Below are 15,983 nucleotides of genomic sequence, written 5' to 3'. Positions count from 1 at the left end.
CATCCGACAGCCGGTCGTCTCCCCGCGTTGCACGTACCACTCACGCAACCTGGAGGCCTCCATGAGCCATGCCCCCGCATTCGTCACCTGCTCCGCCCTGTCCTTCGACTGGCCCGACGGCACCCCCGTGTTCGACGGGTTCCACCTCACCGTGGGACCCGGCCGCACCGGCCTGATCGGGCTCAACGGCTGCGGGAAGTCCACCCTGCTGAAACTTCTCGCGGGTGAACTGACCCCCACTGACGGCCAGTTGTCGGTCGCCGGCAGCATCGGGTACCTCCCGCAGAACATCACCCTCGACACCGCGCTGCGCGTGGACGAGGCGCTCGGCATCCGGACCGCCCGGCAGGCCCTGCACGCCATCGAGGCCGGCGAGGCCACCGAGGCGAACTTCACCGCCGTGGGCGACGACTGGGACGTGGAGGAGCGGGCCCTGGCCACGCTCGACCAGCTCGGGCTCGCCCGGATCGGCCTGGACCGGACCGTCGGCGAACTCTCGGGCGGCGAGTGCGTCCTGCTGCGGCTGGCCGCCCTCCTGCTGGCACGGCCCGACGTACTGCTGCTGGACGAGCCCACCAACAACCTCGACCTGCGGGCCCGCGGCCGGCTGTACGCGGCGGTGGAGTCCTGGACCGGGGTGATGGTCCTGGTCAGCCACGACCGGGAGCTGCTGGAGCGCGTCGACCAGATCGCCGATCTGCGCGACGGCGAAGTCCGGTGGTACGGCGGGAACTTCACCGACTACGAGGCGATGCTCGCCGCCGAGCAGGACGCGGCGGAGCGCATGGTCAGGGTCGCGGAGGCCGACGTACAGCGGCAGAAGCGCGAACTCGCCGATGCCCACGCCAAGTTGGCCCGGCGCAAGCGGTACGGCCAGAAGATGAACGACACCAAGCGCGAACCGAAGATCGTGATGGGCGCCCGCAAGCGGGCCGCGCAGGAGTCGGCCGGCAAGCACCGCATCCTGCACACCGAGAAGCTGGCCGAGGCCAAGGAGCGGCTGGACCACGCGGTGGAGGCGGTCCGCGACGACGACGCGATCCGCATCCAGCTGCCCGCCACCCAGGTACCCCCGGGCCGGCGCGTCCTGACCCTGGGCGACCTGCGCCTGGCCCACGGGGCGTCCGTGCCGGGCGAGTGGGAACTGCGCGGCCCGGAACGGATCGCGCTGGTGGGCCGCAACGGTTCGGGCAAGACCACGCTCCTGCGCACGATCGCGGGACAGCTGGCGCCGGAGTCCGGGGAAGCGCTGACCCACGTGACCACGCGGTTCCTGCCCCAGCGGCTGGACGTGCTCGACGAGAGCCGCTCGGTGGTGGAGAACGTGGCGCGGTTCGCCCCGCAGGCCACGAACAACCTGATCCGGGCGCGGCTGGCGCACTTCCTGTTCCGGGGCGGCCGGGCGGACCGGGCCGCGGGCACCCTGTCCGGCGGCGAGCGCTTCCGCGCGGCACTGGCGGCGCTGCTGCTGGCGGAGCCGGCTCCGCAGCTGCTGATGCTGGACGAGCCGACGAACAACCTGGACCTGGGGAGCGTGCGGCAGCTGACGGACGCGCTGGAGTCGTACGAGGGGGCGCTCGTGGTGGCCAGCCATGACGTGCCGTTCCTGGAGTCGATCGGCATCACCCGGTGGCTGATGCTGGACGGCGAGCTGCGTGCGACCACCGCCGAGGAGGTCCGGGGGACGCTCTGGCACGGGTGACCGGACGGTAGGGACCCGGAAGCCGGGTGCCCGGAGCGGCACGCGATCCGACGCGGTCGCCGCCCTCCGGGCGCCGGTCGCGGCCGTCAAGGCGGCAACGGCGCGCCACCTGGTGGCATGACTTTGAGCCCTGGGTTCCGCTTCAGCACGCCCTCAAACTGCATAGATAACGGGACGTAACCGGCTATAGCCCTACCGGGGGCTTGGCTGGCCTTGATGCCGGGTTTAACCTACGACTCCGTAGGCTACGGAACCGTAGGTAATTCGCTTTGCACTCAGGAGTACCCGTGACGATCACCTCTCCCCACCTCGGCAGCTCTGAGGCGTGGACCGACGCCAAGCTGCTGTTCGCGCTGGAAGAGGTGGTCGAGAAGGAACTCAACCGCCATCTGAAGGTCACCAAGGACTGGATGCCCCACGAGTACGTCCCGTGGAGCGACGGCCGGAACTTCCCGGGCTTCTTCGAGGACGGCGAGGCCTGGGACCCGCGGCAGTCCAAGGTCACCGACATCGGCAAGATCGCGCTGGTCGTGAACCTGCTGACCGAGGACAACCTCCCCAGCTACCACCACGAGATCGCCAGCCTCTTCGGGCGCAACGGCGCCTGGGGCACCTGGGTGCACCGCTGGACGGCCGAGGAGGGCCGCCACGGCATCGTGATGCGCGACTACCTGCTGGCCTCGCGCGCCGTGGACCCGGACAAGCTGGAAGCGTTCCGGATGCAGCACATGTCGGAGGGCTTCGAGTCCGACAACCGCCACTCCATGCTGCACTCGGTGGCGTACGTGGCCTTCCAGGAGCTCGCCACCCGCATCTCGCACCGCAACACCGGCCACCAGTCCGGTGACCCCGTGTGCGACCGGATGCTGGCGCGCATCGCGCAGGACGAGAACCTGCACATGGTCTTCTACCGCAACCTGCTGGGCGCCGCCTTCGAGCTCGCCCCGGACCTGACCATGCAGGCCGTGCGGGACGTCGTGGTCAACTTCCGGATGCCCGGACACGGCATGCCCGGCTTCGAGCGGATGGCCGCGCAGATGGCGATCGGCGGGGTCTACAACCTGCGGATCCACCACGACGACGTGCTGAGCCCCGTGATCCGCTTCCTGAAGATCATGGACATCGACGGCCTGGGCCCGGAGGGCCAGAAGGCCCAGGAGAAGCTCGGCCTGTTCATGAACGGCCTGGACTCCGAGGCCCGCAAGTTCGACGAGCGCCTGGCCGCCCGCGCGGCCCGCATCGCGGCCCGCCAGGGCTGACACCCGCCCCCGCGCTCACCGGCATGAAGACGAAAGCCCTGGCGGAGCGCTGCTCCGCCAGGGCTTCGCGCTGTCCCCGCTCAGCCGCGGCGGGGCCGCAGGGCCTGGCGCTCGGACTCCGAGAGGCCGCCCCAGACGCCGAAGCGCTCGTCGTGGGTTAGGGCGTACTCCAGGCATGCCGTCCGCCCCTCGCACGCCCCGCACAGCCGCTTCGCGTCGCGCAGCGAAGATCCCGGCTCCGGGAAGAAGAAGCCCGGGCCCGTCTGGGCGCACAGGGCGAGGTCGTACCAGGCGGTGGCGGTGGCGGCAGCGGTGTTCATCGACATGCCGGTGATCCTGGTTGCACTCGATGGACGTCCGATCAACGGTCTCTCAACACCAGGTGCCGGGCCGGCCCGCCCCGCCCCGCCCGGTCAGTCCGCCCGCCCGTCAGTCCTCGTGCTTCGCCCGGCTCGGCTGGACGCGCTTGGGTTCGCCCGGCATCTTCGGGTAGTCGGGGGGGTAGGGCATGTCGCCCAGACCGTGTTCGCGCTCGTCGCGGGCGGCGAGTTCGAACACGGCGTCCAGGGTGAAGGCGTGGTCGTCCATGTCGGCGTGCAGGTCGCCCAGTTCGGCGAAGCGGGCGGGCATGGTCACGATGTCGAAGTCGCGCGGCTCGGCGTCGTCCACCTCGTCCCAGCGCAGCGGCGCCGACACCGGGGCGTGCGGACGGGGGCGGACGGAGTAGGCGGAGGCGATCGTGCGGTCGCGCGCCGTCTGGTTGTAGTCGACGAAGATCCGCTCGCCGCGCTCCTCCTTCCACCAGGCGGTCGTGACCTTGCCCGGCATGCGGCGTTCCAGCTCCCGGCCCAGCGCGATGGCGCACCTGCGGACCTCGGTGAAGGTCCAGCGCGGCTCGATCGGGACGAACACGTGCAGGCCCCGGCCGCCCGAGGTCTTGGGCCACCCCCGCAGCCCCAGCTCCTCCAGCAGGGCGCGCAGTTCGTGCGCGGCCGCCACGGCGTGGTGGTAGTCGGTGCCCGGCTGGGGGTCGAGGTCGATCCGCAGCTCGTCGGGCCGGTCGGTGTCCTCGCGGCGCACCGGCCAGGGGTGGAAGGTGAGGCAGCCCAGATTGGCGGCCCACAGGACGGCGGCGGGCTCGGTCGGGCAGATCTCGTCGGCGCTGCGCCCGCTCGGGAAGGCGATGTGGGCGGTCGGGATCCAGTCGGGCAGGTTCTTCGGAGCGCGCTTCTGGAAGAAGGACTCGCCCTCCACCCCGTCCGGGTAGCGCTCCAGGGTCGTCGGGCGGTTGCGCAGGGCGCGCGTGATGCCGTCCGCGACCGCCAGGTAGTACTCGGCCACATCCCGCTTGGTGAGACCGCGCTCGGGGAAGTACACCTTGTCCGGACTGGACAGCCGTACCGTCCGCCCGCCCGCGTCCAGCTCGATGGCATTGCCGGCAGCACCCATGTGCGCCACGGTAGGCGGGTCCGGCCGGGTGCGCACACCGGGCGGCCGCGGACGTACCACCGCAGAATCGAAGACATGGACCTGCCGGTGATGCCGCCCGTGAAACCGATGCTCGCCAAGTCCGTGAGGAAGATCCCGCCCGGGATGCAGTACGAGGCGAAGTGGGACGGCTTCCGGGCCCTCGTGCACCGCGACGGCGACGAGATCGAGATCGGCAGCCGGACGGGCAAGAGTTTGGCCAGGTACTTCCCCGAACTGGTGGCGGCCCTCAAGGAGAACCTGCCCGACCGCTGCGTCGTCGACGGCGAGGTCGTCGTCGTCAGCGGCGGGCGTCTGGACTTCGACCGGCTGAGCGAGCGCATCCACCCCGCCGCCTCGCGCGTGAAGATGCTCGCCGAGACCACCCCCGCCAGCTTCGTCGCCTTCGACCTGCTGGCGCTCGGCGACGAGGCGCTCCTCGACACCCCGCTCACCGAGCGCCGCAGCGCCCTCGTCCGGTCCCTGTCCACCGCTCGGCCCCCCGTCCACCTCGCGCCCGCGACCACCGATCCCGCGCTCGCGCAGGAGTGGTTCGAGCGGTTCGAGGGCGCCGGGCTCGACGGGGTGATCGCCAAACCCCTCGATCTGCCCTACCGGCCCGATGCCCGCCTCATGTTCAAGATCAAGCACGAGCGTACGGCCGACGTCGTCCTGGCGGGTTTCCGTTTCCACACGAGCGGTCCGATTGTCGGATCGCTGCTGCTCGGCCTCTACGACGGCCACGGCGCCCTCCAGCACGTGGGCGTGTGCGCCGCCTTCCCGATGAAGCGCCGGGCCGAGCTGGTCGAGGAGCTGGAGCCGCTGCGCATGCCGGACCCCGAGGGCCATCCGTGGGCCGCGTGGGCCGAGGAGTCCGCCCACGAGAGCGCCCGGCTGCCCGGCGCGCAGAGCCGCTGGACCGGCAAGAAGGACCTGTCCTGGGTGCCGCTGCGCCCGGAGCGGGTCCTCGAGGTGAAGTACGACCACATGGAGGGCGACCGCTTCCGGCACACGGCCCAGTTCGCCCGCTGGCGCCCCGACCGGGAACCGGAGAGCTGCACCTACGCCCAACTGGAGGAGGTCGTCGGCTACGACCTCGCCGAGGTGCTCGGCACTTCCCCGGCCGGCTGACCCGTGAGCCTTCCCGGCCACGGCCCTAGCGCGTGCCCGTCGCCGCGCGGTGGGCCGCCACCGCCCGCCGGGTCTCCGCCTCGACGAGGTCGGAGTTGATCGCGGCGGCCGCGCGCACTCCTTGGGCGGCCGCGCCGGCGACCTGTTCCATCGGGGAGGCCACGTTGCCCGCCGCCCAGACGCCCGGGTGGGCGGTGGCACCGGTCAGCGGGTCGGCCTCGACGCAGGTGCCGACGACGTGGCCGTCGCGCTCCAGGGCGGTCGTCGGCAGGCCCAGGCCGGTCAGGATCCCGGAGCGGGCCGTGAACCGGGGCGCGACCACGAGCGCCGAACACCGGGCCTCGCCCGCGCCGGCCAGGGTCACCCCGGTCAGCCGGTCCTCCTCGACGAGGAGTCCGGTGACCTCGCCCTCGACGACCTCGACGCCCCGGGCGGCCAGCAGCTCGCGGTCCTCGGCGGTGAGCCGCCAGGTGTGCGCGAGGAGGGTGGTCCGGGCGGTCCACTGCCGCCACAGCCCGGCCTGGAACACGGCGAGGGGCCCGTCCGCCAGCACCGCGACCGCCTCGTCCCGCACCTCCCAGCCGTGGCAGTAGGGGCAGTGCAGCACGTCGCGCCCCCAGCGCTCCCGCAGCCCCGGCACGGCGGGGAGCTCGTCCACCAGGCCCGTGGCGACCAGCAGCCGGCCCGCCCGGACGGTCGAGCCGTCCCCGCATCGGACCAGGAACCCTCCGTCGGGCAGCCGGTCCGCGGCGACGACCGTGCCCGTCCGGATCCGCCCGCCGTAGCCGGCGACCTCCTCCCTCCCCCGGGCCAGCAGGGCAGCCGGGCTCTGCCCGTCGTGGCCGAGGTAGCCGTGCAGGTGGGCGGCGGGGGCGTTGCGCGGGCTGCCGGAGTCGATCACCAGCACCGAGCGGCGGGCCCGGACCAGGGTCAGTGCTCCGGCGAGCCCGGCGGCTCCGCCGCCGACGACCACCACGTCGAACCGTTCCGTCATCGTGTCTTCGTTGTCGCTGTCCATACCGGTGAGGATCTTCCCGGCCGCCCGGACTTGACAAATGTTGTTGCCGAAGCGGCAAATGGGACCATGGCCACCGAGAAGCAGGACGAGGAACTCGCCGGCGTGCTGACCGCCGTCGGGCCGCGGCTGCGCGCCCTGCGCCAGGAGCGCGGCACCACCCTGGCCCAGCTCAGCGAGGCCACCGGAATCTCGCTCTCCACCCTGTCCCGGCTCGAGTCCGGACAGCGCAGGCCCACGCTGGAGCTGCTGCTGCCGCTGGCGAAGGCCCACCGGGTGGCGCTCGACGAGCTGGTCGGCGCGCCCGAGACCGGCGATCCGCGGATCCGCCCGCGCCCCCTCGTCCGCCACGGCACCACCATCCTGCCGCTGACCCGCCACTTCGGCGGGGTGCACGCCTTCAAGCAGGTCTTCCCGGCCGCCGTCGAAGGCACTGCGCCCGTGCCGGAGCTGCGCGTCCACGAGGGCTACGAGTGGCTGTACGTGCTGTCCGGGCGCATCCGGCTGCTGCTGGGCGAGCACGACCTGGTCCTCGGCCCGGGCGAGGTCGCCGAGTTCGACACGCGCACCCCGCACGCCTTCTTCAACGCGGGCCCGCACGCGGCGGAGTGCCTCAGCCTCTTCGGACCGCAGGGCGAGCGGATCCACGTCCGCGCCAGGCCCACCGCCTCACCGGAAGGACGTCCATGAGCACCACCGACGAGCGCCCCGAAGTCCCCGAAGGGCCGGAACGCCCCGAGCGGGCCGCCCCGCAGCCCAACGCCATCGTCGGCGTCGGCCTGGTCGTGGTCGGCCAGGACGGCCGGATCCTGCTCGGGCAGGCGCACGACGGCCGCTGGGAGCTGCCCGGCGGCAAGGTCGACCCGGGGGAGGGCTTCGAACAGGCCGCCGCCCGGGAACTCGCCGAGGAAACGGACCTGCGGGCGGACCCCGAGGGGATCCGGGTGCTGTCCGTGCAGATCGACGCGAAGGCGGGCCTGACCCGGCTGACGGCGGCCGCCGTGACCACGACGGCCCACGGCGTCCCCGCCGTCACCGAGCCGCACAAGATCGTCCGCTGGCAGTGGTTCGCGCCGGCCGACATCCCCGCGGCCCTCTACGCCCCGTCCGCGGCGGTGCTGCGCGTGTGGCGCCCCGACCTCACGACGCTGCCGCACGTGCCCTCGTACGACTACCCGACCGCGACCTGATCCGGCCCCGGACGCCGGTCCGCCACCCGGCACCCGGCACCCTCCTGGCCCGGATTCGGGCCCGGCACCCGCCTGGCGCCGACGCGGGCCACGGAACTCCCGGCCCCGGCCGGCCTCAGCTGCCCGCCGCGATGACCGTCACCGTGGTGACCGCCACCATCGCCGCCTGCATGTCGCGGATGGCCGCCCGCACGCTCTCGGCCGCCCACTGGCCGCCGGCTATCTCCGCCATCCGCGCCGTGACCTGACCGCGCGGCAGGTCGGGGAAGGCGAGCCGGTGCAGTTTGGCCGCGTGCAGCAGCGCGACCAGGCCCGCCGTGCGCTCGTCCGGTTCGGCTCCCCCGATCACCACGGCGGTGAGCCGCTCCCGCAGGGCCCGCTCCACCGTGCCGTCGGCCTCGGGAAAGCGGCGCCGCGGGAACACCCCGAACACCTTGCTCTCCTCCACCGCGACCACGCCCCGCGCGCACAGCCGCTCCACGCCGGCGCCGACCGCCTTGGCCTGGTCCTTCGTCAGCCAGTCCGTCACCCGGCGCTTGCTGCGCCCGCGCAGCCACGTCGCGATCAGCCCGAGGCGGCCGTCGAGCAGTTCCTCCCCGGTGGGCGTCTCGTCCGCCAGCTCCAGGTACTTGCCCTTCACCGTCACCCGCCCCGCCATGACGAGTTCGAGCAGGATCCCGCCCGCGACGGCCCAGCCCACCGCCTGCCGCTGCCTCGCGGCCCCGGACTCGTCGTCCAGGGAGAGCAGCATGATCTCCTCAGCCAGCGTGACGGCCATGAGTGACACCCCCGTTGTCCGTACTTCCCGCAGGCAAGGACGCCCGGGGGCCCCCGGAAGTTCCCGCTACGGCCCGCCTCGCCCCACCCCGCCCCACCCCGCTCCGCCCACCCCTACACCCGCACCCGCCCCCGCGGCGCGAAGTTGCCCTCCCCCAGGTCCTCCGCGAGCAGTCGCTTCGCGATCGCGTCCGCCGCCACCCGCAGCTCCGCGCTCCGCGGCCGGCCGCGGTCCTTCTCCAGCTGGTCCCCGAGCCAGCCCGCCCACGCCGCCGAGATGACGTCGGCCTCCCGCTGTCCGCCCGGGGTGAGCGTGAAGAAGGCGCCCTCGCGGCTGAGGAAGCCCTCCTCGACCATCCGGTCGAAGACCGGGAGCAGCACCTCCGGCGGCACGGAACGGCGGCCGGCGATCAGGCCGAGGCTGGCGGCGCCCACCGTCCGGGTCAGGAGTTCCACCTGCATCACGGCCCACGCGCCCGCCATGTCCAGCCGGGTGTCGGAGGCGTGGACGATCGAGCGCGCCGTATCCGGCCCCATGCTCCGTACGAGTTTGCCGACCGCCAGTTCCAGCAGCTTGGCCGAGTTCCCACTGGCCGTGGCCGGCGAGGCGAAGCCGTCCCCCATGTCCGTCGACCCGGCGCGGGCGCTGTCGCGGAGCTTGACCTGTTTCAGGAAGAGCCCGACGACGAACCCGAACACGGCCACCGGCACGGTCCACAGGAACACCGTGTGCAGGGCGTGCGCGTAGGCGTCGACGAGGGGAGCCGCGGCCGTCGGGTCGAGCCGGTGCACGCCTTCCGGCGTCGAGACGGCCTTGGCCAGCTGAGCCGGGTCCTGCCCGGTGAGCCGCGCCGACTCCGCGATCCCCGCCTCGAGCCCGGGGCCCAGGCTGTTCGCGTAGATCGTGCCGAAGACCGCCGTCCCGAAGGCGCTGCCGAGCGTGCGGAAGAACGTGACCCCGGAGGTCGCCGTGCCGAGGTCCGCGTAGTCCACGGTGTTCTGCACGGCGATCGTCAGCACCTGCATGGACAGGCCGATGCCGGTGCCGAGCACGAACATGTACAGGGATTCCAGCAGGGTGCTGGTCCCCGGCTCCATCCGCGACAGCAGGTACAGGCCGACGCCCATGACCGCGTTGCCCACGATCGGGAAGATCCGGTACCGGCCGGTCTTGCTGGTGACGTTGCCGCTGAACACCGAGGCGAGCAGCAGGCCCAAGACCATGGGCAGGGTCCGGACGCCGGAGATCGTGGCCGAGTCCCCGTCGACGTACTGGAGGTAGGTGGGCAGGAAGGTCATCGCGCCGAGCATCGCGAAGCCCACGACGAAGCTCAGGACGGAGCACACGGAGAAGACCGGGTTGCGGAAGAGCCGCATCGGCAGCATCGGCTCCGCGGCCCGCGTCTCGGCCAGGCAGAACAGGGCGAGGGCGACGGCGCCGCCCGCGAACAGGCCGATGATCGTGTCCGAGTTCCACGCGTACTCGTTGCCGCCCCAGCTGGTGGCCAGGATCAGGGCGCTCGCGCCGACCGCGACGAGGGCGATGCCCAGGTAGTCGATGGCCGGCTTGCCCTCGGCCCGTACGGAGGGGATCGTCCGGGCGGCCGCGATGACGACGAGGATCGCGATCGGCACGTTGACGTAGAAGCACCAGCGCCAGGTCAGCTGGTCGGTGAACAGCCCGCCGAGGAGCGGTCCGATGACGGTGGCGACGCCGAAGACGGCACCGATCATGCCCTGGTACTTGCCGCGTTCGCGCAGCGGCACCACGTCCGCGATCAGGGCCATGGCGGTGACCAGCAGGCCGCCGGCGCCGACGCCCTGGACTCCGCGCCACAGGATCAGGAACGTCATGTTGGGCGACAGACCGCACAGGAAGGAGCCGCTGATGAAGACGATGGCGGAGATCTGGAAGATCAGTTTCCGGCCGAAGAGGTCGCCGAACTTGCCGACCAGCACGGTCGCGACCGTTTCGGCGAGCAGGTAGGAGGTCACCACCCACGACATGTGGTCGCCGCCGCCCAGGTCCCCGACGATCGTGGGCAGGGCGGTGCCGACGATCGTCTGGTCGAGGGCGGCCAGCAGGACGCCCAGCATGATCGTGCCGAAGATGACATTGCGCCGCCGCCGGTCGATCACGGTGGGCGCGGAGGCCGTGGCGGGGGCAGTGGTCACCCTCGCACTCTCACAGCGCGCCCGGCGCCGCGCATGCGGCACTGGGCCGTACGGGCGAGCGTGCGGGACCGGGCGCGCGTTCCCGCGCGCCGGGCGTCAGCGCAGGTAGGCCAGGCCCGGGTGCTCGGACGCGTAGCCGTCGAGCAGCCGCCGGGCCACCCCCACCGAGTCCACCAGCGGGTGCAGGGCGAAGGCCTTCACCGCGGCCGCCCGCGAGCCGCTCGCCGCGGCCGCCAGGACCTCCCGCTCGACCGCCTTGACCGCCGTCACCAGCCCGACCGCGTGCAGCGGCAGCGGGGCGACGGCCACCGGGTGGGCGCCGTTGGCGTCGACCAGGCAGGGCACCTCGATCACGGCTTCCGCGTCGAGGACGGACAGGGCCGATCCGTTGCGGACGTTGAGGATCAGGGTGGCCCGCTCGTCCCGGGCGATGGCCCGCATCAGCGCGAGCGCCACCTTCTCGTAGCCGCCGGACTCCAGGTCGCTCTCGTCGCGCCCGCCGGCCCCCGCCGCCTCGCGGTTCTCGGCCATGTACGTGGCCTCGCGCTCGGCCCGGGTCCGGTCCCAGGCGGCCAGCGCCGCCCCGGCCGGCAGCCCGGACCGGCCCGCCTCGGCGTAGAACCCGCGCTGCTGGTCGCGCAGGAAGGCCCCGCGCGTCTGCTCGGCCTCCTGGTACGCCCGTACGGTGTCGCGGTTGAAGTAGTAGTAGTGCAGGTACTCGTTCGGGATCGCGCCGAGCGAGCGCAGCCACTCGGCGCCGAAGAGCCGGCCCTCCTCGAAGGACTCCAGCGCCTCGGTGTCGGCCAGCAGCCGGGGCAGTTCGTCGCGGCCGCCGACGCGCAGCCCGCGCACCCAGCCCAGGTGGTTGAGGCCGACGTAGTCGATCCAGGCGTCCTGCGGCCGGGCTCCCAGCAGCCGGGCGATGCGCCGGCCCAGTCCCACGGGCGAGTCGCAGATGCCGATCACGCGCTCGCCGAGCTCCTCGGCCATCGCCTCGGTCACGAGCCCGGCCGGGTTGGTGAAGTTGATGACCCAGGCGTCCGGAGCGGCGCGGGCGATCCTACGGGCGAGTTCCCGGGCCACCGGCACGGTCCGCAGCCCGTACGCGATCCCGCCCGCGCCCACCGTCTCCTGGCCCAGCACTCCCTCGGCCAGGGCGATCCGCTCGTCGGCCGCCCGCCCCTCGAGCCCGCCGACCCGGATGGCCGAGAACACGAAGTCGGCCCCGCGCAGGGCCTCGTCCAGGTCCGCGGTGGCCTTGACGGCCGGGGCGTCCGGCGCCCCGGCGGCGGCCGCCTGGTCCGCGAGCACCCGGGCCATGGCGCCGAGCCGCGCCGGATCCTCGTCGAACAGGGTCACCTCGGTCACCCGGCCCTCGGCACGGTCGCCGAGGAGTGCTCCGTAGACGAGGGGAACCCGGAACCCGCCCCCGCCGAGGATCGTCAGCCGCACGCCCTTACCGCCCTTCACCGAACCGACACCAGTGCCACGATCGGTGACACGGGACCGGCACGGTGACCCGGCTTCCGCGGCACGCGACCTACCGGGACAGTCTCCCCCGGCCGCTCACTCCTCCAGCGACGGCACGGCGCGCAGGCGGGCGCCCTGCTGCTGGGCGAGCCCGCCGCCCCGGACGGGGCCCGCCGGCGCGCCCTGCGGCGCCGCCAGGATCATGGTGATCCGGGTCAGCCCCATCCCGTCCAGCATCCGGCTGGTCTCGGCCACCATGCGGCAGCGCACCAGCCCCCGCCGCGGGTCGGGATGGCGCACGCTGCGCACCGCCCCGTCCTGCTCGGCCGCCTCGGCTCCGCGCATGCTCAGCCAGTGCGGCACGCCGTAGCGGTAGGCCGCCTCCATGAAGGGATCGCGAGCCACCTCCTGGCGGATGCTGCGCAGCCCCTCGTCCTCCGGGGCCGCCGCGAGCGCGGTGGCGAACTGCGCCAGCAGCGGTACGCACCAGGCCGGTTCGTGGTCCTCCAGCACGGCCGCGGCGTCCGGGTGGAACAGCACGAAGCGCAGGAAGTTGTCGTCCGGCAGGGCCGTCGGGTGCGGCCGTACCGACTGGAAGAGCTGGTCGAAGGCGGAGTTGGTGAGCGCGACGTCCCAGCGGTGGTCCACCAGGAAGCTCGGGTAGGGGACGGCCTCCATCAGGGCCGCGTAGTCGCACAGGTAGTCGCGCTGCGCGGGGTCCTCGGGCAGCCGGTTCTCCTCGGCCGCCCGCCAGGTGGGCGGGGGGTCGCGGTCGACCATGACGCGGAAGAGCCAGAAGCACTGCCGCTCGCTCATCTCCAACGCCTCTGCCAGGGCCAGCAGTTTGCGGTCCGTCCACTCCTTGACCAGGCCGCGTTCCCAATTGCCGTACGCGCGCACGCTGATGCGCAGCCGCGCGGCGAGGTCCTCCTGGCTCAGCCCCAGTTCCTCGCGGCGCTGGCGCAAAATCTCCTTGCGTCGCTCCGACCGCACGGCGCCGCGTGCGGGCTCCTCGCCCGCCAGGCGCTCCTCACCGGCTCGGGCGAGGCCATCGGCCGGGCCCACCGCTGCGAGATATGGCACCGAGAGCTCCCCCTCCTCACGGTCTGGATCTTCATTTCCGTGTGGCGATCCTGCTACCGACTTCATTCGAGTGTCAACTATTGTGGCAATTCCAGCCTCTTGACAGCTCATTCCCGCCACAGCTGTGGCACGTTCTAGCCCTTCGGTGGGATAACGGCTAGATTCCAGAAGCCGACCATGTGCCCGTACCGACTTCGTGCGAACTAGGAGAACCCCTGGTGACAGACGGCTTCCCGGCTCCCGTCGCGGTGGCCCACGCACCCCTGGCAGCCACCGTCACGCGCGTCGCCGAACTCGCGGGCAAGATGGGCCGCGACCTGAACCAGGTCTTCGACCTGCGGCGTCTCTCGGAGGCTTCCGGCGTGCCCGCGGACGTGGTCAGGATCCTGCTCGACGGCAGGCCCGCCGGCGAACCCGATCTCCAGACGCGCTTCCTCCAGCGCCTCGACCTGCTGCGGCGCACCCGGGTCAAACCCAACGGCCGCCGCTACACGCAGCAGGAGATCGCGGACGGCGCCGGAATGTCCCGACAGCAGGCGGGAGCCCTGATCAACGGCGACCGCCGCCCCACCATGGAGCACTGCGACGCGATCCAGCGCTTCTTCGGGGTGCACGCCGGATTCCTCACGGCCCACGACGCGGACGCCCTCACCGACGCGCTCCAGCGCACCGAGCAGCAGCTGCTCCAGGACTTCGCGGGCCGTGCCCGGGAAACCGCTGCGGCCTCGGCCGCTTCGGCAGGCGATCCGCTGGCAAGACTCCTCCAGAACCACGGTGTGCGGGGCATCGCCTGGAGAGCCGCCCAACTGCCCAGCGACAAGCACCGGGACAAGGTGACCGAATGGCTGGACATGCTCCTCGAAAGCGTCAAACCGAACGAATCCTGACCCAGTCGAACATCTGGGTCTGATCCTTGAGTCCTGATCCGGATCCGCGCCGACGGGGAGAACGGTGAGCATAGGCAGAGAGCAGCGGCGGTTGTGCGCGGAGCTGGTGGCCGGGATCCGGCTGACCGCCCCCGTGGAACCCGTGGACCTCTACGCCGCCCTCTGCGAGGGCATGAGCAGACACCGCGGCCGCCGGGTGGATTTCCGGATGGCCTCGTTCCCGCCGGGGACGGCCAGCGGCCTGTGGCTCGACATGGCGGACCGCGATCTCGTGGTCATCGAGGAACGCACGGCGCCCGACCACCAGTTGGTGATCCTGGGCCACGAGTTGTGGCACATGAAGGCCGGCCACTGCAGCCACCACGTCGACGGCGCCGCCGTCGCCGCCCGGCTGCTGTCCGACGAGGCCGACATCGGCGAGACCGTCCGCCGCGTCGCCGCGCGCACGCGTGCCGACGTACGGGAGGAGAGCGAGGCCGAGACCTTCGGCTTACTGCTGGGGAGCCGGTGCCGGACCTGGCTCGCCGGTTCGGCGAGCCACCGGGCTCCGGCGCAGCGCGACCATTTGGCGGGCCGGATCGAGGCCGCGCTGGGCTACCGGGGGCACAGGAACGATCGTTGAACGGCCAGGACTACTACATACCGGCAGCCGCGATGGCGATCTCGCTCGCCTTCAAGCTGCCGGCCCTGCGCCACAACTGGCGCGATCCGCTGCTCCGGTCGGTCTGCGCGCTGCTGATGCTGGCCGGCGCCGTGTTCGCCTTCGCCGCCCCGCCCACCATCGCGGCGGTCAACCGCTGGACCGGGGTGCCCAACATCTCCGCCCCGCTGGTGTACTGCCTGATCACCGCGTTCAGCGCGTCCTGCCTGGTCCTGGTCGTCAACTGGCGGGGCGGGCCGCCCGAGGAGACCCGCCGCGTCTCGCGGCGGTGGATCCTCGGCTACAGCATCGTGATCGTGGCCCTGGTCGTGCTCTTCGCCCTCGGTGACGCCCCCGAGGAGCGGCTGCGCGACCTGGACACCCACTACGCCAACGCCCCGTACATCCGCGAGATGATCGCCCTCTACCTGCTGGCGCACAACGTGGCCGCCGTGGTGATGGTGGCCATGTGCTGGCGCTGGTCCCTCCAGGTGCGCGGCTGGCTGCGGGTCGGCCTGATGATCATCGTTGCGGGCTACATGTTCAACCTCAGCTACGACGCCACCAAGATGACCGCGGTGGTCGCCCGCTGGACCGGCCACGACCTCGACTTCCTCAGCACCCTCGTCGCCCCGCCGCTGGCCTCCGTCGGAGCGCTGATCAGTGCGATCGGCTTCGTGCTCCCGCTCGTCTGCCAGCGGATGTCGGACAACTGGGAGACCTGGGCGACGTACCGCAGGCTCGGTTCGCTGTGGCAGGAGGTGCAGATCTCCGCGCCGGCCGGGACCCCGTCCGTGCGGATGGCCTGGTGGTCCGCCGCCGAGCTGCGCGTGATCCAGCGCGAGTCGGACATCCACGACGGATTCCTGCACCTGGGCCCCTACTTCGACCGGGGCCTGCGCGAGCGGGCGTACGCGCGCGCCGTCGCGGAGGGGTCGGACGAGGCGGCCGCCCGCGCGGTCGCCGACGCCGCCATGGTCGCGGCCGCCGTGCAGGCCCGCTCGGCGGACCCCGAGGGCCAGGTCATCGGCGCCGGCGAGGAGACCGTGCTCGACACCGCCGACGGGCCGCGCGACCTGCTGCGGATCTCCCACGCCCTGCGGCATTCGCCGGTGGTGCAGGCGGTCCGCCAGCAGGCCGCGCTGTCCGGGAGCGGGCGCCCCTGAACGGCGCGGCCCCCGGCCCGC

At 72.5% G+C, this 15,983-nt stretch carries 15 protein-coding genes; 8 read left to right on the top strand and 7 right to left on the bottom strand.

The genetic code is table 11. From position 1 onward, the window contains the following. Positions 1–61 precede the first annotated feature (61 nt). Together BGK67_RS28095 and BGK67_RS28090 are read left to right on the top strand one after the other, a co-directional pair. Positions 62–1,702, top strand: a complete 1,641-nt coding sequence (locus BGK67_RS28095; protein ID WP_069922689.1) for an ABC-F family ATP-binding cassette domain-containing protein — start codon at positions 62–64, stop codon at positions 1,700–1,702. Positions 1,703–1,989: 287 nt separating this feature from the next. Beyond that, positions 1,990–2,961, top strand: coding sequence for an acyl-ACP desaturase (locus BGK67_RS28090; RefSeq protein ID WP_069922688.1), 972 nt, complete (start codon positions 1,990–1,992; stop codon positions 2,959–2,961). Between the two features lie 80 nt (positions 2,962–3,041). Here the strand turns inward: BGK67_RS28090 and BGK67_RS28085 are convergent, their stop codons facing one another. Further along, entirely contained in the window at positions 3,042–3,287 is a 246-nt protein-coding gene (locus BGK67_RS28085) for a WhiB family transcriptional regulator (RefSeq protein ID WP_069922687.1), read from the bottom strand. A gap of 103 nt (positions 3,288–3,390) precedes the next feature. Next, positions 3,391–4,410 carry a non-homologous end-joining DNA ligase gene (ligD, locus tag BGK67_RS28080; protein WP_069922686.1) on the bottom strand — a complete coding sequence of 340 codons (1,020 nt, stop codon included), beginning with the start codon at positions 4,408–4,410 and terminating at the stop codon, positions 3,391–3,393. A 75-nt stretch (positions 4,411–4,485) separates the two neighbouring features. Between ligD and BGK67_RS28075 the strand changes: the two genes are divergently transcribed. Continuing rightward, entirely contained in the window at positions 4,486–5,559 is a 1,074-nt protein-coding gene (locus tag BGK67_RS28075; protein ID WP_069922685.1) for an ATP-dependent DNA ligase, read from the top strand. Between the two features lie 25 nt (positions 5,560–5,584). Here the strand turns inward: BGK67_RS28075 and BGK67_RS28070 are convergent, their stop codons facing one another. Continuing rightward, on the bottom strand, positions 5,585–6,577 hold the full coding sequence (locus tag BGK67_RS28070; protein WP_208948761.1) for an NAD(P)/FAD-dependent oxidoreductase: 993 nt from the start codon (positions 6,575–6,577) through the stop codon (positions 5,585–5,587). A gap of 66 nt (positions 6,578–6,643) precedes the next feature. Between BGK67_RS28070 and BGK67_RS28065 the strand changes: the two genes are divergently transcribed. Next, the gene (locus BGK67_RS28065; RefSeq protein ID WP_069922684.1) at positions 6,644–7,264 is read left to right on the top strand and encodes a helix-turn-helix domain-containing protein; all 621 of its coding nucleotides are present in this window, start codon (positions 6,644–6,646) and stop codon (positions 7,262–7,264) included. Beyond that, positions 7,261–7,764, top strand: coding sequence for a nucleotide triphosphate diphosphatase NUDT15 (locus tag BGK67_RS28060; RefSeq protein ID WP_069922683.1), 504 nt, complete (start codon positions 7,261–7,263; stop codon positions 7,762–7,764). Before BGK67_RS28065 ends, BGK67_RS28060 begins: the two co-directional genes overlap by 4 nt. Before the next feature lie 115 nt (positions 7,765–7,879). On the opposite strand, the gene BGK67_RS28055 is transcribed toward BGK67_RS28060, so the two are convergent. From BGK67_RS28055 to BGK67_RS28040, 4 genes are all read right to left on the bottom strand, one after another. Beyond that, positions 7,880–8,542 carry a GOLPH3/VPS74 family protein gene (locus BGK67_RS28055; RefSeq protein WP_069922682.1) on the bottom strand — a complete coding sequence of 221 codons (663 nt, stop codon included), beginning with the start codon at positions 8,540–8,542 and terminating at the stop codon, positions 7,880–7,882. 113 nt (positions 8,543–8,655) lie between these two features. Then, positions 8,656–10,716 carry an MDR family MFS transporter gene (locus tag BGK67_RS28050; RefSeq protein ID WP_069922681.1) on the bottom strand — a complete coding sequence of 687 codons (2,061 nt, stop codon included), beginning with the start codon at positions 10,714–10,716 and terminating at the stop codon, positions 8,656–8,658. A 96-nt stretch (positions 10,717–10,812) separates the two neighbouring features. Then, entirely contained in the window at positions 10,813–12,168 is a 1,356-nt protein-coding gene (locus BGK67_RS28045; RefSeq protein ID WP_069924160.1) for a 6-phospho-beta-glucosidase, read from the bottom strand. Positions 12,169–12,282: 114 nt separating this feature from the next. Beyond that, the gene (locus BGK67_RS28040) at positions 12,283–13,269 is read right to left on the bottom strand and encodes a helix-turn-helix domain-containing protein (RefSeq protein ID WP_244291325.1); all 987 of its coding nucleotides are present in this window, start codon (positions 13,267–13,269) and stop codon (positions 12,283–12,285) included. 218 nt (positions 13,270–13,487) lie between these two features. Here BGK67_RS28040 and BGK67_RS28035 point away from each other — a divergent pair, with 218 nt between their 5' ends. The 3 genes from BGK67_RS28035 to BGK67_RS28025 all read left to right on the top strand — a co-directional run bounded on the left by BGK67_RS28035 (position 13,488) and on the right by BGK67_RS28025 (position 15,962). After that, positions 13,488–14,156: a helix-turn-helix domain-containing protein gene (locus BGK67_RS28035; RefSeq protein ID WP_069922680.1), complete on the top strand. Its 669-nt coding sequence runs from the start codon at positions 13,488–13,490 to the stop codon at positions 14,154–14,156. A gap of 64 nt (positions 14,157–14,220) precedes the next feature. Further along, complete coding sequence (locus tag BGK67_RS28030; protein WP_069922679.1) at positions 14,221–14,778, top strand: toxin-antitoxin system, toxin component; 558 nt, start codon at positions 14,221–14,223, stop codon at positions 14,776–14,778. Further along, positions 14,775–15,962 carry an MAB_1171c family putative transporter gene (locus BGK67_RS28025; RefSeq protein ID WP_069922678.1) on the top strand — a complete coding sequence of 396 codons (1,188 nt, stop codon included), beginning with the start codon at positions 14,775–14,777 and terminating at the stop codon, positions 15,960–15,962. The genes BGK67_RS28030 and BGK67_RS28025 overlap by 4 nt, the downstream gene beginning before the upstream one ends. The last annotated feature ends 21 nt before the right edge of the window (positions 15,963–15,983 follow it).

The organism is Streptomyces subrutilus (assembly GCF_001746425.1).
Classification (GTDB): Bacteria; Actinomycetota; Actinomycetes; order Streptomycetales; family Streptomycetaceae; genus Streptomyces; species Streptomyces subrutilus_A.
The sequence above is the reverse complement of the archived record's forward strand: the minus strand, read 5'-3'. Positions and strand labels throughout refer to the sequence as shown.